At 35.9% G+C, this 19,686-nt stretch carries 17 protein-coding genes and 1 pseudogene; 15 read left to right on the top strand and 3 right to left on the bottom strand.

The window, feature by feature from the left end; all coding sequences use genetic code 11:
* The first annotated feature begins 97 nt into the window (after positions 1-97).
* From VKJ25_RS16615 to VKJ25_RS16565, 12 genes and pseudogenes are all read left to right on the top strand, one after another.
* Positions 98-277, top strand: coding sequence for a hypothetical protein (locus tag VKJ25_RS16615; RefSeq protein ID WP_324237752.1), 180 nt, complete (start codon positions 98-100; stop codon positions 275-277).
* A gap of 207 nt (positions 278-484) precedes the next feature.
* Positions 485-2,848, top strand: coding sequence for a CapA family protein (locus tag VKJ25_RS16610; protein WP_324237751.1), 2,364 nt, complete (start codon positions 485-487; stop codon positions 2,846-2,848).
* Between the two features lie 822 nt (positions 2,849-3,670).
* A complete protein-coding gene (gene pgsB, locus VKJ25_RS16605; RefSeq protein ID WP_324237750.1) occupies positions 3,671-4,978 on the top strand; it encodes a poly-gamma-glutamate synthase PgsB in 1,308 nt (435 codons plus the stop codon).
* Positions 4,939-5,946, top strand: coding sequence for a poly-gamma-glutamate biosynthesis protein PgsC/CapC (locus VKJ25_RS16600; protein ID WP_324237749.1), 1,008 nt, complete (start codon positions 4,939-4,941; stop codon positions 5,944-5,946). The genes pgsB and VKJ25_RS16600 overlap by 40 nt, the downstream gene beginning before the upstream one ends.
* Before the next feature lie 227 nt (positions 5,947-6,173).
* Positions 6,174-7,112, top strand: a complete 939-nt coding sequence (locus tag VKJ25_RS16595) for a pentapeptide repeat-containing protein (protein WP_324237748.1) — start codon at positions 6,174-6,176, stop codon at positions 7,110-7,112.
* A 368-nt stretch (positions 7,113-7,480) separates the two neighbouring features.
* Entirely contained in the window at positions 7,481-9,328 is a 1,848-nt protein-coding gene (locus VKJ25_RS16590) for an ABC-ATPase domain-containing protein (protein ID WP_324237747.1), read from the top strand.
* Positions 9,329-10,690: 1,362 nt separating this feature from the next.
* Positions 10,691-11,479 carry an endonuclease/exonuclease/phosphatase family protein gene (locus VKJ25_RS16585; protein ID WP_324237746.1) on the top strand — a complete coding sequence of 263 codons (789 nt, stop codon included), beginning with the start codon at positions 10,691-10,693 and terminating at the stop codon, positions 11,477-11,479.
* A 258-nt stretch (positions 11,480-11,737) separates the two neighbouring features.
* Complete coding sequence (locus VKJ25_RS16580) at positions 11,738-12,010, top strand: hypothetical protein (RefSeq protein ID WP_324237745.1); 273 nt, start codon at positions 11,738-11,740, stop codon at positions 12,008-12,010.
* Positions 11,989-12,153, top strand: a complete 165-nt coding sequence (locus VKJ25_RS16575) for a hypothetical protein (RefSeq protein WP_324237744.1) — start codon at positions 11,989-11,991, stop codon at positions 12,151-12,153. The genes VKJ25_RS16580 and VKJ25_RS16575 overlap by 22 nt, the downstream gene beginning before the upstream one ends.
* Before the next feature lie 30 nt (positions 12,154-12,183).
* Positions 12,184-12,342 carry a hypothetical protein gene (locus tag VKJ25_RS16570; protein ID WP_324237743.1) on the top strand — a complete coding sequence of 53 codons (159 nt, stop codon included), beginning with the start codon at positions 12,184-12,186 and terminating at the stop codon, positions 12,340-12,342.
* Positions 12,336-12,515: pseudogene (locus tag VKJ25_RS24675) on the top strand (calcium-binding protein); the annotation flags it as partial. The gene VKJ25_RS16570 and the pseudogene VKJ25_RS24675, both read left to right, overlap by 7 nt.
* A 27-nt stretch (positions 12,516-12,542) precedes the next feature.
* Positions 12,543-12,866: a hypothetical protein gene (locus VKJ25_RS16565; RefSeq protein WP_324237742.1), complete on the top strand. Its 324-nt coding sequence runs from the start codon at positions 12,543-12,545 to the stop codon at positions 12,864-12,866.
* A gap of 410 nt (positions 12,867-13,276) precedes the next feature.
* Here VKJ25_RS16565 and acsF read toward each other — a convergent pair whose 3' ends face one another.
* On the bottom strand, positions 13,277-14,353 hold the full coding sequence (gene acsF / locus VKJ25_RS16560) for a magnesium-protoporphyrin IX monomethyl ester (oxidative) cyclase (protein WP_324237741.1): 1,077 nt from the start codon (positions 14,351-14,353) through the stop codon (positions 13,277-13,279).
* A 556-nt stretch (positions 14,354-14,909) separates the two neighbouring features.
* Between acsF and VKJ25_RS16555 the strand changes: the two genes are divergently transcribed.
* The gene (locus tag VKJ25_RS16555; protein WP_324237740.1) at positions 14,910-15,389 is read left to right on the top strand and encodes an NINE protein; all 480 of its coding nucleotides are present in this window, start codon (positions 14,910-14,912) and stop codon (positions 15,387-15,389) included.
* 275 nt (positions 15,390-15,664) lie between these two features.
* Complete coding sequence (gene rpmF / locus VKJ25_RS16550) at positions 15,665-15,841, top strand: 50S ribosomal protein L32 (RefSeq protein WP_324237739.1); 177 nt, start codon at positions 15,665-15,667, stop codon at positions 15,839-15,841.
* Positions 15,842-16,361: 520 nt separating this feature from the next.
* On the opposite strand, the gene queA is transcribed toward rpmF, so the two are convergent.
* The gene (gene queA, locus VKJ25_RS16545) at positions 16,362-17,465 is read right to left on the bottom strand and encodes a tRNA preQ1(34) S-adenosylmethionine ribosyltransferase-isomerase QueA (RefSeq protein WP_324237738.1); all 1,104 of its coding nucleotides are present in this window, start codon (positions 17,463-17,465) and stop codon (positions 16,362-16,364) included.
* 533 nt (positions 17,466-17,998) lie between these two features.
* On the opposite strand from queA, the gene VKJ25_RS16540 reads away from it, so the two are divergent.
* On the top strand, positions 17,999-18,388 hold the full coding sequence (locus VKJ25_RS16540; RefSeq protein ID WP_324237737.1) for a hypothetical protein: 390 nt from the start codon (positions 17,999-18,001) through the stop codon (positions 18,386-18,388).
* 402 nt (positions 18,389-18,790) lie between these two features.
* Here VKJ25_RS16540 and VKJ25_RS16535 read toward each other — a convergent pair.
* Positions 18,791-19,686: DNA cytosine methyltransferase (locus VKJ25_RS16535; RefSeq protein ID WP_324237736.1), on the bottom strand; the 896-nt coding region annotated here is incomplete at its 5' end.

The following is a 19,686-nucleotide window of genomic DNA, read 5'->3' as shown; positions in this document are numbered from 1 at the left end:
CTTAATCTAAAAGCACTAACAAGTTATGGTCTAATGCAGAAGAGCGATCGCTTCCTCTTTTATAGGGGAGTGATCGCTTTTTTCAAAATTAGCAAAAATGTATAAAACTCAAGCAACAGATATAACCATAGAAGCTGAAAAAAGCTGGTTTGAACTAATAGGAAAAATGCCTATAGAAACCAGAATAATCCAAGATCACAAAGCATCTATTCATTCACAAGAGATTTGGTGGGATTTATTTAAACAAGATCGTATTCATTTAATGTCATTCATATAGCATCATATCAAATCCTGTAGTATTGGTACAAAAAAGCAGAGAAACCGGGTTTGTCTCAAACGCCCTAAAATACTAACATCGACCTCCAACAAACCCGGTTTCTTATATTACCAAAGCCAGCGGATTTGATATCACTTATCAAAGCTCGATGCTTTGGTTTAACATAGTATCAGCCAATATTGTAGAAATACAGGATATTTCAAGCAAATGATATACAGGGTAAACAATCAAAATCTTGTAGTGCGAGCATCTTGCCCACGATGGATGTACCTCTTAACAACCGGAAGCGTTGTATTAGGAAAAAAAATTATTTGTCTAGCAATATTCTTTTTCCTAACCCTATATCTTTATCCCGCACCAGCCCAAGCTTGGTCTCTCCAAGAATTTCTCAACCCCTTGGTAGCTGAAGAAATGGAGCTAGTGCGTCAGTATCAGAACACTCCCATTCAAGTAAAAGGCAGAATAGTCGCAACTGGAGATACTCCCCTGAGTAATATTCCGGTTCGTCTGGGAGAGACAGAAACAGTTACTAATATTTTGGGAGAGTATTTCTTTCCCTCTGCACCTCGTCATAACCAACTTTTAAAAATTGATACTCCTAAGTTTGATCGGGAAATTGTTCCTCTAGTTTTATCATTACCTCTAACAATCTCTCAAGTGGAAGTTCCACCTCTTCCTTTGGTAAAACGGACAGAATCAAAAACTAGATTTCTATTTGGAGGAGATGTGGCAATGGGTAGGCGGTTTCTCGATCCAGAAGAGAAAACTCCCCGGAATAAAATTCCTCCAAATAATCCTGATGCTCTAATTCAAGCTTCCCATCCTCAAAATGGCAGTGCTAAAGTGCTAGAAGGTTTACAACCTTTATTTCAGAATAACTTCAGCGACTTTCGTAGCGTAAATTTGGAAACCCCAGTTCTAGATCACCCCAAAACACCCCATTGGGCTAAACCATACAGTTTTTTCACCCTCCCCGAATCAGTCGAACAACTCTACAAGTTAGGGGTTAACTATGTCGCCTTGGGAAATAACCACCTTTGGGATTATTTAGCATCTGGGTTAACTACCACTATCGAAAATTTACAACATATTGGTCTAGCTTACAGCGGTGCCGGACTTACTCCAACTACAGCTCAAGAACCTTATCGCCTTAACTTAGGAAACACAGAATATTCTCTATTTTCTTTTTCTTCCATTGCCGGCGATCGCTATCCAGAACCTCTACAGTTTGTAGCTACTGAAAATCAGGGAGGTGCAGCAGACCTCCGGGATATAGCTACGGTAGAAAACTTAATTGCCCAGGAAAAAAACCAAGGGCGATTTCCTATTGTCCAGTTACACGCAGGTACTGAATATACTTTTGCCCCCACATCTTATGTCGAAAACTTGATGGACAAAGTTGCTAATGCTGGAGCAGGGTTAATTGTGGGACATCATCCCCATCTGCCTCAAGGTTTAGGGTTTCGTCATGGCGTTCCCTTATTTTATAGCCTTGGCAACTTAGTTTTTGACTCTGACCGCTTGGAGACCTTCCTGGAATTAGTAGCTCTGGTAGATGTTCAGTCAGAAGAAGTGACCAAACTCCAAGTAATACCCATTTATTTAGAAGATTATCGCCCCCAAATTATTGGAGGAGACCTAGCAAATCGCTTTATCCGCAGAATAGGAGAATTTTCTCGTGATGGAGTCCTTGTTTATCCTTATTTAAATCGGGGTTCGGTTTCTCTCACAGGAGTAGACAAATCTAATATTAGTATCAAAAAATACAGTTTTGATGTTCCTGTTATGATAAATGAAAATGGATGGGCATTAGTAGATTTACGAGCAATCGCCCCCAGTGAAGCATCTCTATACCAAGTCCAAGCAAGTACAGATGAAATCTACCAAATCAGTTTGGGCAGAGACTTAATGATATTTGGCGAAGTAGAAGATTGGGACATAGACTCAGAAGTACAAGATATTAATCGTTGGGGAGTCTCTCAGAAAGGTAAGACATCCTTTGCCTGTCATCAGGGGGCACATAGAGGCACCACAGGAATTTGTCTAGAGCGCTCGGCCAAAAATCATCAGATAGCCGTAACTCAGTTTCGGGAAAGAATCCGGGTATTTGGAGATGCAAGCGATCGCCCAAAGAAAGATTTGACCCTAGTTGGATATGTAAAGGGGGAAAATGCAGGCAGTATCCAACTAAAAGTCCGCTATCGTGCCAGTGAAGGAGAACAAGCTTTTGGAGATGAGATTATTTTTACTCACCCTGGTCATACTTTTGATTGGGAACCCATCGTGGTAGACTTATCTGTGCCCAAAGATCGGAAATTGGAACAGGTGGTCAATCCTAAAAAAGATAACCCCCGTGCTTTAATGCTCTGGCTGCGTCACTATCCTCCCCAAAAAGGGAAAGGAATAGCCATGTTTGATGACCTGGCTTGTGTCAGTTGGGAAAAACCTCTAGAGTTGAAAAATCTGATTCAGTTTCAGATTCCTCACGGCCATGACTTTTTAAGATTATCAGGGGAGCCTGGTACAGTTAAACTCCATCTTACTTTCATGGCTCTTCAGCCTAAGTTCTAGAAGCCAGGAGCCAGAATCCAGGAGCCAGAAGCCAGGAGCCAGGAGCCAGAATCCAGAAGCCAGAAGCCAGAAGTCAGAATCATTATGGGAATGGGAATCATAGAAGAGTAGGGACATTGGATGCAACGTCCGTACAGAAGAATCTTCCTTTTGTTTTCTACCCCTCGAAATGCCCAAAATCCTACAATGCATGATTTTTAGGGAACCGTACTGGAATGACTATAGTCATTCTGTTTTAGACTGAGACAATAATTTATTGCTGTCAAAGGGTTTCAGCTCAAAAAATGTTTCATTCTTATTCAGAATAACTATAAAAGTTGATCTAAGTAAACGTTATTTTGGTAACAATACATCAGGATCTGTGGCTAGTTCTGACCTAAGAGTGTTTGGCATTAAATAGGTAAATAGGTAAAGAGATGGTGAGATAGTGAGATGGTGAGATGGGGAGATGGGGAGATGGTGAATATATAGTCATTCTGGTTTAGACTGAGACAATAATTTATTACTGTTAAAAGGTTTCAGCTCAAAAAATGTTTCATTCTTATTCAGAATAACTATAAGACTATTTTTCTAGCTTTTTCCTTATTTCCCCTCCACGGTCGGGGTTAGGGGTGAGTTGACTCCTGACTTAGGCAAAAAAACACAGCTTTGTAAAGATACCATAAGGTTTCTATATAAACTATTGCGTATGGGGTTTTAAACACTATAGGTGGCTGCGTAAGTCCTGGAGATTGGAAAAACCAGTGTGTCGAATTTAATAAGCCAAAATAACCGGGCGAAGCCAACTTTATACATAAATTAGGAGGGAGGTTGAAATTTCAGATGTTTAAGGAGGCTATACCTTTCTTTGTTACCTTTGCTAGCTTAGGTATCTATTTTCTATACTTGCTAATTCGCTATCAGCAATTTCGTCAAAAACGAGACCAAATTTTGTATCGAGTTCATGTGAATGGGATTCGGGGTAAATCAACCGTAACCCGTTATGTAGCAGCAGTTGTGCAAGCAGCAGGTTATAAAACCTTTGGCAAAATTACTGGTAGTACCGCCCATATTATTCATCCTAACGGTAAAGAATCTGTTTGGGAGCGGAAAGGTTATCCTAACGTTAACGAGCAAGTAGATGTAATGCGGAGTTTTTTTCGCCAAGGAGCAGAAGCTGTGGTTATGGAATGTATGGCTATTAACCCAGTCTATGCAGAATGGTTGGAACAAAAAGTCATGCGCTCTGATCTGGGAATTATTACCAATGTTCGCTACGATCATCCAGACTATCTAGGAGAAACTCTGGAAGAAATAGCCTATTCCCTAGCAGCCACTATTCCCAGAAATGGTAAGCTAATTACATCTGAGTCCAACCCGGAATTACTCAAAATTCTCCAGACTGAGGCAGAAAAGAGGGGAACTAAACTTATTGCTGTAGACTCTAGTCAAATCAAAACTACAGATTTAAAAGGGTTTAGTGCAGTTGCCATAGAAGAAAATGTGGCGATCGCTCTGGAAGTTGCCAACCTATTAAAAGTTCCTAGAAAACGAGCGTTGCGAGCTATGTGGCAAACTCTTAACGATGAAAGTGCATTGAAATTGGAACCTATTAACTGGAAAGACTCTAACATTATTTGGGCTAATTTATTTGCTGTCAACGATAGAGAAAGTTTTCAATTACTCTGCCAGCGAATTTTTGCCCAATATCCTCAACACGCCAAAGTTGTCTTACTGAACAACCGTTCTGATAGACTACCACGAGTCAACTTATTTGCTCGACTCAGCCAAAGCATGAACTTTGACCGAGTTGTGACTATAGGAAGTTGCGAAGCAGAAGTAGAAAAGTTTTTCACTGCTACCCCAGAACGTCTATTGTTATTAGGTGATTCAACTGTTTATAAAGATTCCCCTGCCACCAGTTTACTCACCCAAATTACCCAAACAATAGAGAAGAAAAATATTCTATTAGTAGGAGCTGTTAACATCCATACTCCTCAAGCACAAAAACTTTTGACTTTATTCCAAACTTTAGTTCAAAGTCCGATTTTAGAAACAGACAAAAAAGCAAAACACAAAAAAGCAAAACACAAAAAAGCAAAACAGAAAGTATGTTTGAATTCCTCAACACCTCAGAAATTACCCGTTTAGCATTGCTCATCGGTGCTTTTGCAGCCATTTATTATAAAGATAATGAAGGCATAGTTCCTGGAGGGGTTATTGTTCCAGGATTGTTAGTAGTAACAATTATATTATCCCCTATATGGGGTATTAGCTTAATAGGTTTGGCTTTTATCTTATTTTCTCTCTATCAACGATATTTTAGCCATTTGAAATCGTTACAACCTCGGACACCAATGTATATTCTGGCTATCATGTCTCTCTGCTTAGTCTATCCCCTTGCCATCTTATACGACAACTTGGGTTGGGTGCAATTCTCTGAGGAAGGTATGACAGGAAGTTTAATTCCTGCTATCATTGCCTTCAGTTGGACGAAACAAAAACAGTTGAGAGTGGTTCAAGGTGTTGGCATCACTACACTATTTACCGGGGGAATAGTAGCAACAATTTATTGGTTAGGTTGGTATTGGTTAGATATAGATTTTAATATAGTACATCCTGCTTATGCAGAAACATTAGATATTGAGTTCAGTTATCCCCTACTGCAATTTGGTTTAGTCTTGGTTTTAAGTTACTTGATTTACCAGAGGTCATCAGTACGCTCTGGGGGTTATATTGTTCTTCCTGCTGCTGCTGCTTTGTTAATGGAACCTCTAAGTGCTGTTACTTTTTTGCTAGGATGTCTTTTAGTTGGAAGTTTAAGTTGGCTGATTTGTCGCTATAGTCTCACTATCGGACTTAATCGTTATGGTTTGGTATTATTTATGAGTGTGGTTTATGTTTGGGGCGTTGAGTTATTGTTACTACAATATAATCCGACATTGGTTCCCTTCCGAGGCTTAAATTTATTAGTGGTTATTGCTATGATTACACTGGTAAATGATTCCTTGTTATATTGGAAAAAAGGCGGTTTAAAATATATAAGTCTCGTTGCCCTAGTGGCGATAACTCTGAATATTTTAGCCACTTATATCAAACAACTTCAGGTATTTATTTAATTAATAAGGGAACAGGGAACACGAAACACGAAACAGAACAGGGAACACGAAACACGGAACACGGAACACGGAACACGGAACACGGAACAGAACAGGGAACGGGAGAGATGGTGTATAATTTTGTTTTTTGGGTAAGTCTTAATAGTCAAAAATTTTATACATGCTCTGATGCTACTGTACATGATATCATCGCCAACCGAAAACGCTGTAAAAATAGGATTAGTTCAATGAAACACTTATTATTACTATTAGCTCTAGCAGGACTCCTCAGTTTAGGCAGCGCGATCGCTGCCATAAATTCTCCTCAACCAGTTACTTTCCAATATTTGTTAGAGAGTAATGAGTGTTTAGGATGTAAATTGGAAGGAGTAAGTATACAAGGACTCAACTTAAATTTTTCTCAGTTAGAGGGAGCAAACCTACAAAAAGTTCATGGCAAAGGAACTAACTTTGAAGGAGCAAACTGTTCTAATACTCAGTGGCAAAAATCTAAACTTATGTATGCTGATTTCAGGACGGCTAATCTCATAAATGCTAGCATGGAAAATGCTGATTTAATGTTAGCGAATTTACAAGGAGCAAATCTGAGAGGTGCTAAATTTGAGTCGGCAAATCTTCAAGGTGCTAAATTTGAAGCTGCCCAAATAAGTTATGGCAATTTTCAGAATGCAAATTTAGCTTATGCAAATTTAGAAGGAGCAAACCTAGCAAATACTGACTTCACTAACAGTAATTTGAAGGCAGCAATACTTACAGGGGTTAATTTGCAGGGAGCTAATTTACAAGGTGCTGACCTTCAGAAAGCAAATTTACAGGGAGCTAACTTACAAGGAACTAATCTAAAATTGACAAATTTAAAACAAGCAAACCTATCTGATACCTATCTTGGAGGAGCTATTCTAGAACAAACTAACCTAGAAAATGCTTTTCTGGAAAGAGCTTGTTTTGCTGCTAATGAATGTACCCTCAAAACAGTTTCAGTCAGATCTTTTCCCAGAGAGACTACTACTATTAGAAGTGTTAATTTCCAAGGAACAGACTTAAGAGGCACAAGTTTTGCCGGAATTGAACAGGAAAATATTTCCTGGGAAACAATGGAATTGTGCAATACAATTCTACCTAATGGGGTGGTTAGCGATCGCGACTGCGCAAATTCTTTTTATTAACAGGACTTACCCAATCCCCCCATCTCCCCATCCCCCCCATCTCCCCATCTCCCCATCTCCACATCCCCCCATCTCCAACTTAATTTTCTGATATTTGTTTACTTGACATTAAATTATTGCTAAGGTATAATTCAAGATTTACATTAACTTATATAATCTGGAAAACAATAGCAGTCATTAGACTATAATTACAGATTTTGGTGTAAGCTTTTTGTTTACTAATAGAGATATATTCATTCATCTTGAAAATATCCTCTATTGCCACAAGCACTGACTAAAAAAATTGTCAAATATCAAATCTATTGGCTTTAGCTAAAGGTACTGATAACTGATAAATGATAACTAAAATGACATCTGGCACCTGAAAAATGACTAATCAACAAACTCTCAGGAAGAAACTCTTAGACTTAGATAACGGTAACTACAAAGCCTATAGAGATATTCAAGGTAGTTACGAATTTCCTGACTTTACCCTAATTATTGACTATGTTCAGGGAGACCCCTTTGCCGCCCCTAGTAAGCTTCGGGTACAGGTGCCTTATACGGTCACTGGCTTTCCTCAAGAACTTTATGAAAATCCCATTCGGGAAATGGCCCTACGAGATTTCCTGACCCGTAAATTTGACAGACTGGCCTACGAAGTTAGTGGCAGACGTGGGACAGGTAAAAGTGGGATGATAGCAATTACAAAAATGGGACAGGAAGTTCTAGAAAGGACATCAGCATACCTGATTAAGTTAGCTCCTCCAGCTACAAAACCAGAACCAGGCACAAACCCAGCTTTACAAAGAGCAAAACCAATCAAGGTGACAAATCAAAAAGGTGTGGAAGTCAGATTAGTAGTAGGATTACCTGCTGGTGGTCGTCGGATTTTAGGAAGGCAAGCAGCAGAAATGCTTTGTGATGATATACCTTATATTGTTCACCGCAGTCTCAAATATGAACAATTAGATGCTGAAGCTTGTCGCCGTCATGTAGAAACTGTAGAGGATGCAGATTGGTTACGGAAACAGTTGCCAGAAAAAAATTTAGTGGCTTTTGTGGCAAATGGAGCAATTTTACCTCGTCGCAGTGGGGTTGACCATCGCCCTTTATCATCTGAGGAAGTCGTACCATTTAAGTCTCCCCCTTCTTTGGAGGTAGAATTGAAATGTCCGAATCAAGGTAAGATTTCTGGTATGGGAATCCCTCAAGGGGTGACTTTAATTGTTGGTGGTGGTTATCATGGTAAGTCAACTCTCCTGAAAGCTATTGAACTGGGGGTTTATAATCATGTACCTGGTGATGGAAGGGAATTTGTAGTCACAGATCCGGGGGCTATTAAAATTAGAGCTGAGGATGGTCGTAGTGTCGCTGGTGTAGATATTTCTCCTTTTATTAATCAGTTGCCTCAGGGTCGTTCGACTGAGGAATTTACTACAGACAATGCTAGTGGTAGTACCTCTCAAGCTGCAAATATTGTGGAAGCTTTAGAAGCAGGTTTAAGAAAAAGTAATTCTGAAGAAGGTAATTCTGAAGAAGGTACAACAACCAAAACAACATCTCCTGTGTTGTTAGTGGATGAGGATACGGCAGCTACTAACTTTATGATTCGCGATCGCCGAATGCAAGAACTTATTGCTAAAGAACAGGAACCTATTACTCCTTTTATTGATAAGGTACGACATTTATATGCGGAGCATCAAGTCTCAACTATTTTAGTTATGGGTGGTAGTGGTGATTATTTTGAAGTGGCAGATAAAGTCATTGCCATGGAAAACTTTGTAGCGCAAGAAGTTACAGAAAAAGCTAAGGAGATCGCCGAGCAATACACTACTGGTCGTACTGCTGAAGGTGGGGAAAAATTTGGGGACATTCGAGGCCGAATACCACAACCTGCAAGTCTAGACCACAGTCGGGGACGACGAGATGTACGTTTGAAAGTGCGGGATGTTGATGAGGTGGTGTTTGGCAGTGAAGATGTTGACCTTTCCGCAGTGGAACAGTTGGTGAGTAAAGACCAAGTAAGAGCTATTGGTGCTGCTATGGTTTATGCTAAGAAACAATATATGGATGGCAATCGGACTTTATTAGAAATTATTGATGCTGTGATGGCAGATATTGAATCTAAAAGTTTGGATGTTTTAGTTCCTTTTCCACAAGGAGATTTAGCTTTTTTCCGACGTTTTGAGTTAGCAGCAGCGATAAATCGTTTGCGTACTTTAACAGTTAAATAATTAATAATTAGGGTTTGCTGAAGAAGTCTTTTTCACTTGGTAGGGAGTGTCTAGGAACGTTGCATAAGGACGTCCTTACTGCAACTTCCTTACAGAATAAGCATAAGCGGTGAGTTATAGAAGAAGTACTTGAAAAAATAGTTGCTTAATTTTTCTTTTCTAGTTAATGTAAAATACTAAGTTTTTCAACCTGATCCGCCTAAAAATTTGCACTTTTACGGTTCCCGATAAACCAGACCAGACCCTAAAAAGACTGAAATATTTATCTGTGAATACTTTTAGATTTAATCAGCCAGCCCTAATTAATAATGGATAATGGATAATTGATAATCAATTAGTTATGAATAATTCATTAATAAATTAATTAAGTACCTAGGCAAAATTAATTACCTAATTTTATTCCTAAATTACCATAAATATACACTTTATACTTTTTAATTATCCATTGTTAGTTATTGATTATTCATTGATTAAATATAGCAATACTTTTGTTTATAGACAGATTTAATTCTGGTTCAATTAATAAGTAAGAATTCAGTTATTAGCTGTCAGCTTTTCGGTGTGGAATATCCTCCCATTCAGCTTTGGGAAAAATTCAGCAAATTTTCAGGTTAAATAATAATCAATTTTATTTATTAGACATCTCCAGATCAAGAGGGAATACTTGAACTAAGAACACTTAACTGGGAAGAAGAATTGATAATTTATGGATAATAATTGATTTTAATTTTGATTTTGGGAGATGTCTATTAGTTTTGATTCTCCTTGGAGATTAATTTTTTCTACGATGTAACAGTTTAGTTAATAACTAATTTCTGAATTTCCCAGTTCCTCTGTACATAGACTAGCTATATATATTACGGCTAGATGCTAACATGAATAAAGCTTTAGATTGCACAATAAAAACAATAGCAGATAGCTGATGGCTGTTTCCCCAGCATTCCACAAGAAATACTTATAATATCATAGTTTTGACAAATGAGGGAACCTTCCCTATAATTATTTTGTCATAGAATAACTAGATTCTGTATAGATAGACCCGCCTCACAGTTTTGTCGATTAAAACTGCGAGGCTTTCTTAGTTAATTAATGTTTTTAATTAAGTTTTTATTTGAGGTTATCTAAAGTATTTACAATTAGTATAATAATCTTAAATAAGTTGTCAAATCTGAGCGTAGGGGTTTGGTTTCCCAATCCCATTTATGCCCCTGGTTTGGAGACCAAACCCCTACATTTTTCTATCAAAAATTATTTAGGATTACAAGAGTATATTAATATCAATTTCCCACAGATTATAACAATTAAATAATTCCCAAATCAACTGAATATTTATTAAATTATCACTCCCTATTCCAGAATCAAATGGTAATTAAAATTATTACTTTTAATATTAGATATGATAAACCTGACCTCGGAAATTTCTCTTGGGAAGTAAGAAAAAATGCTGTAGTTAACCTCATTTATGAACATGAACCAGATATAATTGGTACTCAGGAAGTTAAACTAAATCAACTATCAGATTTACAACAATTATTATCTAATTATTATTGTTTGGGAACTGATAGAAGTGGTAAAGGTAAGGATGAACACTGCGCCATATTTTTTCAGAAAGATAAATTAAATTGTCTCGATCATGGAGATTTTTGGCTAAGTGAGACACCAGATGTACCAGGAAGCATAACTCCTACTTGGGGAAATTACTTACCCAGAATCGCTACTTGGGCAAGATTTGATATTGTGGGAAAAAATCGGCAAATAGTTGTAGTTAATACTCACTTGGATTATGATAGTAAAAAGTCACGGGAATTAGGTGCTAAATTAATTTGCGATCGCCTCCAAACAGAAAAATTAAATCCTCAAAATTATTTGATTTTTGTTACTGGAGATTTTAACGATAAACCAGGTTCGATCACCAGAAATACTTTTTTGCATCCTTGGCAAAATGGATTGAGTTTATTAGATGTTTTATCTAATTTAAAATTAAATCATCAGATGACTTATAACCATTTTACGGACAAAGCTTTTTTGCCAATAGATACTATTTATTATGATAGTCGATTCAAGTTACAAAACGCCGAAGTAATTGATAAAAAATATGATGGCATAATTCCCTCTGACCATTTTCCAGTATTAGCAGAATTTAATTTTTAAGATAATTAAAATTATTCCTATTACAAGTATATGAAGTACAGATTTAATAATTAAATATTTTCAGTGTGATGTAATTTTTCGGAAACCTTACATCTTGCTCGCGTGGGTGGTGTACTTCACCAAAGTGAAATCCTCTGTAAAATCACTCTTAGGATAATAATTATAATTAAGCAATAATAACTTTTTTTTGCAAGCAAAATGATATAAAGTTAATTAATATCACACTATATATAATCTAGTTAATTGAAGAAAAACTTGATGGCTAAAAATTTTACTTTTGAAACAATCTTTTTTGAAAATTTTGAGTCAAACTTATCTCGTTGGACTGGAAAATCTGGAGGTTCTTTTACAGGATTTATTACTAATGACCCACTTCACTACAAAATGACCAAGTTATTTCATTTAGTGGTTTTGGAAACGGAGGAGATATTTATACAAAAGACTCCTTCACGGTTCTGTTTAGTAATAGTAATTTTGGGATATATCGTTTATCTTTTGATTATCTTAGTTTGGGATTACCAGGAAGCGTAGCAACAGATTTTGGTGGATTTGTAGGATATGGAAATGAATTAAATAATGCAGATGTATGGGTTGCTGGAACAAGTCAAAATACTATTAACCGAGCTGAAGATTTTACTGATTTACAGGATACTGGAAAATGGGAATCTATTTAAATTATATTCACAATTGGTGAATAAATTCACTTGAAGTTTGAAGATTTTATAAGTTCAGGTGGAGTAACTGGAGATGTTTTTTTTGACAATATTCGTGTAGAAGCGCTAGTAGAAAATTCAGAAAATTTACTTCCAGGTAGTTTTGGAAATGATAAACTTTCAGGAACTAAAAAAATGAAGTTATTGTAGGCGGAGGAGTTAAAGATACTCTCAATGGTGGAAGAGGTAATGATGAAATTAATGGCGGTTCAGATCATGATACTTTAATTGGTGGTGCTGGAAGAGATTTATTAATAGGTGAAAGTGGGAGGGATGATATTAATGGTGGAGGTGGTAATGATACTTTCGTTGGTGGTAAAGGAAAAGATAAACTTATTTATGAAACAGATATGCGTTTTCGTCGCAATGATGTAGGAGTAGATACTATCACAGATTTTGTATTAAACCAGGACAAAATTGTTCTGGACAAAACCACTTTTACCAGTTTAAATAGTCGTAGTGGTAGAGGTTTTAATGTTATCAGAGAATTTGCAGTTGTTGATAGTAAGGATGAAGTTGCTAGAAGCAGTGCAGAAATTGTTTACGATTTTTCCAGTGGAGATTTATATTACAATCCTAATGGTAGAGCTAATGGTTTTGGTAATGGTGGAAAGTTTGCTACTTTTACAGATGTTCCCCTACCTGGGGCTAGAGATTTTATAATTCAATCATAGATTATCTGAATGATATAAAAATTTTTTCTTGATTTTTCTAATAGTAAATATCTCTAAAAATTCATAGTAAAATCAATTGGGAAAAGTTTTAATTAAATTAATTTTAGACATTAAATTAACAATTTTATCTCGACTATTTCTTATTGCCTATTCCCCAACTTTATGTAAGAAATATTTTAGACTAACACAACTAATTTTGTGCATTAGGGCGGGTTTATCTACATCTGAAATAACATAAAATTCTAGTTAAAACCCGCCCCTACATTTCTGCATTAGGGCGGGTTTATCTACATCTGAAATAAATCTCAAAATTCTAGTTAAAACCCGCCCCTACTATTTATTTTTAAAATAAATAGCCTTGCTATAAAACAAAGCTATTAAAATCTAAAAATTAATTATTAACTACTTCCTTAAAGAACAGAACCTTCCATAGAAGCAGTTTCTATTGGCTTCATTAAATACAACTTCAAAAATTGCCAACCATTAGAAACATACAAAGGTAACTTCTGGAAAAACTTCACAAAACCTGGTTGATTAGAATTAGCGATCGCTGTCAACTTCTCATTATTCTTCACACAAACTTCTAATCTTTCATAAAACTCAGGACTTTCCACATCCAAAATCATCGGAAAAACCCGTCCTGAAGTTTCATTAGTTTTCTCAATTACATACTTATCATAATCACGAGCATTCAAACCAATAGCAGCATAAAAATCAGCCCGTTGAACATCATTCAAATACATAGTAGCAAACACAGAAAGCAAGAAAAATCTACACCATAATTTTGCTTGCCAATCATTCAAAATATCTGGTTTAGCTCTCATAATAGCATCAAAAAAATCTCCATGACGATTTTCATCTTGACACCAACTTTCAAAGAAATGGAAAATAGGATAAATTCTATCTTCTGGGTGAGCTTCTAAATGACGATAAATAGTAATATAACGCCAATAACCAATTTTTTCTGATAAATAAGTAGCGTAGAAAATAAACTTTGGTTTAAAGAAAGTATACTTACGACTTTTAGTCAGAAAACCTAAATCCAAAGACAAATTAAAGTCAGACATTGCCTTGTTCAAAAAACCTGCATGACGAGCTTCATCTCTTGACATTAAAGTAAAACATTCAGCCAAAACAGGGCTTTTATCTTTGAGGCGACGACCTAATTCTTTATAAAGTAAAAAACCAGAAAATTCAGCAGTACAAGAACGTTCTAAAAATTCAACAAATAAACGACGAGTATCCCCATCAATATGCTCCCAAGATTGATCAAATTTCTCATCCCTGACAAAATGATGACGATTATAATCAACTCGAAATTCTTCTAAAATGGCAAGTAATTCATCTTCATTAACTGAGATATCCATTTTTGCCATCTCATCAAAATCTGTAGTGTAGAATCGAGGAGTTAATATTGTTTCTTTAGAAGGAACTTTAACTCCTGGTCTCATTTCCTCAAAAGCCGGTTTTTTTAGAGTATCTACCATAATTTATTTTGTTTTTTTAATGTGTGACTCTATGATTAATGGTGTGGAACATTAAATACTTTTAATTCGATCTATATATAGTAAAATCTCAAGAATGATCGAGACATAGATGATTTTTTCCACGCTATACAGTGTAGCAAGATCTGAGGGCTGAAAGTATATACTTTTCATTAAGAATTACAAAGTATTGATTGCTTTAGGGAGTAGGGAGTAGGGAGTAGAGGAGTAGAGGAGTAGAAAAACAACTGACTTTCCTGGTACACATCCCAATATCTAACTAGGGTTTGCCTATGGAAATCTCAAAGCATTGACATATATAACTTCAAGGCTGTTTTAAGTAACACAAAGTCTCCAAAAAATTACTAGATTAATCTTTAAAATTATAGATTTTTCCTCTGCTTTAGGGAGTAGGGAGTAGAGGAGTAGAGAAGCAGAAAAACAACTGACTTTCCTGGTACACATCCCAATATCTAACGAAGGGAAATAGCTAGGCCATTTAATATATATAGTATAATTATTAATTAATTTAATTAATATAAGTAATTTTTGGGACTAAATGAATAGTATAAAGTACAGTTACTTATTATGGGGGGTTGGCATACTAGGTTTGAACGGATGCCATCGTTTATATAATGGTAAAATTTTGACAGGTCTAGTTTGGCTCTTTACTTATGGTTTATTTGGAGTAGGCCAACTTATCGATCTGTTCTTGATTCCTAGTATGGTAGAAGAACATAATGATAAAGTCAAAGCAAAATTAGGTATTTCATCTCAAGGAGTACCCCTACATAACTCAAATGGGGCGATCACTATGAAGACCTCTGCTCCACAAAACCGTCAACAATTAATGGTTGCTTTACTCAAAGCAGCTTCATTTAAAGGGGGAAAATTATCTGTTACTCAAGGAGTTATGGCAACTGGAGCTACTTTTGCAGAAGTAGAAGAGGCAATGAAAGAAATGCTCCGAACTGGTTATGTCAGTGTCGATAACCATCCAGAGACAGGGATAGTTATTTATGATTTCCATGAACTTTAATTAATTTAGGAATTTAGGAATTTAGGAATTTACGGAGTAGGGAGTAGGAATTTAGGAATTTACGGAGTAGGGAGTAGGGAGTAGGGTTTGAAATTAATTAATATTAGTTTAGATATTCCATTGTTACCGAAATTAGGGAGTAGGGAATAGGGAGTAGTACAAAAAGTCCTTAAATTAATTAATATTAGTTTAGATATTCCATTGTTACCGAAATTAATGTAAGATGATAATTTGTCTATAAAATTACCTGTATTTAGAGATATAGAATAAATATTATGGCTGTACCAAAGAAGAGAACCTCAAAATCCAAGAAAAATATGCGGAAGGCCAACTGGAAAGGTCAAGCTAGACTAGCTGCCAAGAAGGCATTATCTTTAGGTAAATCTGTGTTAACTCAACGTTCCCACAGTTTTGTCTATCCAAGTAATGAGCAGGAAGAGGAAGAAGATTAATCATTTAATCAATTTTGTAAGCATTCAATTGAATGCTTACTATTATCTAATTATTGCTCTGCTGATTAAATATTAAAGAATTTACAGATAAAGGTTTTAGCAATTTTAGGTCGTGAAAAAGTGCCAGTTTTTTGGTTGATGGAGCTGCTCAAAATGAGGGATTTAGGATAACTATCAGTAGAAAAATTATTTCTCTTACTTTCCCTATCTTCCTCTCCTAGGTAGGAGGGGTTTGCGTATGGAAATATGAAAGAGTTTATAGATAAAGGTTTTAGCAACTTGTTTGTTAGAAAAAAGTATCAGCTTTTAGGTCAAAAAGGTGAAAAAATTCAGGAAAAAAGGCTCAGTAGGGGAGAAAAAGTAACATACAATTCTTCTGTACGGACGTTGCATAAGGGCGTCCCTAGGACTCTAGAACTCCTATTCCTCCTGACTTCCCGTTCCCCTCCTGGGAGTGGCTAGGGGTGGGTTTGGGTGGGATTAGGGGTTGGGTATCAAACTTTTCTTTTTTCAGCAAACCCTAATTACTAACTCTAGCAGATGGCATAATTAACATAGCATCACCAAAAGAATAAAATCGGTACTTTTGAGAAATTGCTTCCTCATATAAATTTAAAAGACGTTTTCTGCCAATCATAGCACTAACAAGCATTAATAAACTAGACCGTGGCAAATGAAAATTAGTAATTAAACCTTCTACTACCCGCCATTTATAACCAGGATAAATAAATATATTAGTATCACCACAAAATGGTTTAATTAAAGATTTATCATTACCATGATTCTCATTAGCTAGAGAAGCTCCTTCAATAGCTCTAACTACCGTCGTTCCTACAGCAATAATTCTCCCACCTTTAGCCTTGGTTTGATTAATTTTCTCCACAGTCGTAGATGAAACCTCAATCCATTCGGAATGTATATTGTGGGTAGTAATATCCTCAACCTCAACTGGACGAAATGTGCCAATACCAACGTGTAAAGTTATAAAAGCTTGCTCAATATTCTTTTTTTCTAATTTTTCAAGTAACTCATCCGTAAAATGTAAACCAGCAGTAGGAGCAGCGATCGCTCCTGCAACTCTACTATACACAGTTTGATATTGTTCACTAAGAGCCTGTGAATCTGTAACATAAGGAGGAAAAGGTACATGACCAAATTTGGGCAACAAATCTAGCAAAGAAACTTCTTGGGGCAAATCAAATTGTAAAATACGTCCACCAGTTTCTCGGTCATTTGCTAATACTGTCGCTTGCAATTTATAATCACAAGTTGAGGATGAGTTAGGCTCAAACTCAATTTTTGCACCAGTAATAAAACGTTTACCAGGTTTGACTAAGGCTAACCAAGTATCATTACTGATTGGTTTTAATAACAAGATTTCTACTTGAGCGCCACTTATCTTTTTACCATAGAGTCTCGCAGGAATCACACGAGTATTATTCAAAATTAGTAAATCTCCTGGTAGGAGTAAATCTACTACATCTCTAAAAATACAATGACGGTGTGTTAATGATTCTACCACCATTAAGCGAGATATATCTCTTGGTATAACTGGATTTTGGGCAATTAGCTCTGGAGGAAGTTCATAATTATAAGCCTCGATGGACCAATCTATATCGGTCATTTCAGTTATCAGTTATTACAGTAGTTCCCATTCTTCGTGAGGTAAAGTAGTTGGGTTTTAACAGAGTAAATATTTTTTGTTTATTCCCTCAAAGTTAGGATTTTCAGCAAATTAAACTAAGGGTTAAAAAATCAAGGAACAATTGTTGTTTCTACTATCTCCCTCTTCCCACACTTCCTACACTTCCCACGGTTCCCACACTTCCCAACTGGGTAAAGTCCCCCAGAAAAATTAGGGTACTTTTCCCCTAGCGGTGTGCAATACATAAGAGTGAATATATAAGTATAGACATATTTCAGGCAAATATACCTGATATAGATTAAAAGACTATAGATTCTATAGCTGTTTTCCACTCCTAGAAATTGGAGAACGCATACCTAATGTGTTTATAGGGAAGCGGTAATATCCGCCCCGCTTTCTATCATAGTTTCCCATTTCTGTAAGAAATAGAGACAATTACTCGTTTTAAGTACATTTTTTCTAAGAGGTTAAACCTGAGGAAAAGGGACAGTTGTCAGCGGTAATAGTTTGATATGGAATACCTTTACTTTTTAGCAAATACTACCCTGTGTCTGAGAGTAGTTGAATACTTAAATATTGCCCATAAACTACCGCTTCAGTTTATGACAGTAATTCATCAAATTGATGGTTGGGTGGTAAAAATTAGAATGAGTCACTATTTGAATCCTGAACAACATGGAGATTTTCGGGCTTTTATGAATGAATTAGGGATACCTTATGATCCTGATATTCGTGTGAGAATGGCACTATGGGGTTTGGAAACTGGACAATCACCGTTGAGTGTGATGAGACGTTATCAGGTAGCAGTGGTTTCTCATGGACAGCCGGATCAAGAAGAAATAGAAGCATTTAGAAGTCAATTTGTCAAGGGTTTGGGATATTGCCCTGAGACTTTGGGTTAATTTTGTTAAGGTAGGGAGTAGGGAGTAGGAAGTAGGGAGTAAGAAGTAAACCCACCCCTAACCCCTCCCAGGAGGGGAAGTCAGGAGGAATAGGAGTTATGGAGCAATACGGTTGAGTTAAGGATTTTTTGTACAGTTTTGTAGTCTGAAAAGTCTATTTAATGGTTCCATATCTTATGAGTTTTTGTCTTAGCTGAACCGTATTGAGTTATTGAGGACTAGGGAGGTTGGATGCAATGTCCGTACAGAAGAATTGTCTCTTAATTTTTCACCTCAAATGTTAGCCTTTTGTGCTAGATTTTTTAACCTTTTTGTTTAACCTAAAGGCTGGTACTTTTTCCCTACCTAAAGTTGCTAAAACCATTATTAATTTTAATACTTTTAGATGTTCATACGCAAACTCTAATTAATAAAACCTAACAACTTAACTAAAGATTTAGCCAAATAATAAACCACTGGAATAGATACTGCATTCCCAAATTGTTTTTTAGCAATATTTTCTTTTCTATGGGGTTTAAACCAACTAGGAAAACCTTGTAATTTAGCACAGTCTTTTGCAGTTATATAACGATATTTTTTCTGACGATAAATTTCTTGAATAAATAAAGATTTATACTCTTCTGGAGTTTCTGCATTAATAGAAACTGTAGCTATACAATCTTTTGTACTTGTAGCAGTTAAGATCGGCACAATTTCTGAATGAGGTAAAAATATTCGATAGATGCCATTAATACCTGATGAATTTTTAGAATTGACAAATTCATAACCCTGTTCGGCAACATAACTAATAATTTTTTTCTCTACTAAATTATTCAATTCTTGCATTTGCAAATTATCTATTAATTCAGATAAATCTGCTAAAGATAAAGGATTACCATCTTTAGTTCCGTACTTTTTTTTCCGTCTATTTTTCAGAATAGTTTCACAAATAAACTTTTCTCTTTTAGTTGTCTCGATTAAATCCCAAGAATGAATTGTTGTATGACCATTTCTGGTGTCACAAAAAACAAAAAAATCATTCAATTCATCTTTTTTATGAAATCTATTTCTAGATACTGGAACACTACCATTAAACAAAATATCTGGTGATAATTTTCTCTTTTGAATATTAAAATTATCCTGGATATCGTCAATAAATTCAAAAACTTTAACTTGTAAATTCAATGGTTCAGGAAAAGAGAAATTATCTATATCTAAATCTTTCCTAATTCCGACAATAAAAACTCTTTCTCTATTTTGAGGCAATCCAAAATCAGCAGAATTAAGTAACTGGTAATAAACACGATAACCAATATTTT

The sequence above is a fragment of the Okeania sp. genome (assembly GCF_035285525.1).
Lineage (GTDB): Bacteria > Cyanobacteriota > Cyanobacteriia > Cyanobacteriales > Microcoleaceae > Trichodesmium.
This window is presented reverse-complemented; position numbering and strand designations above follow the sequence as displayed.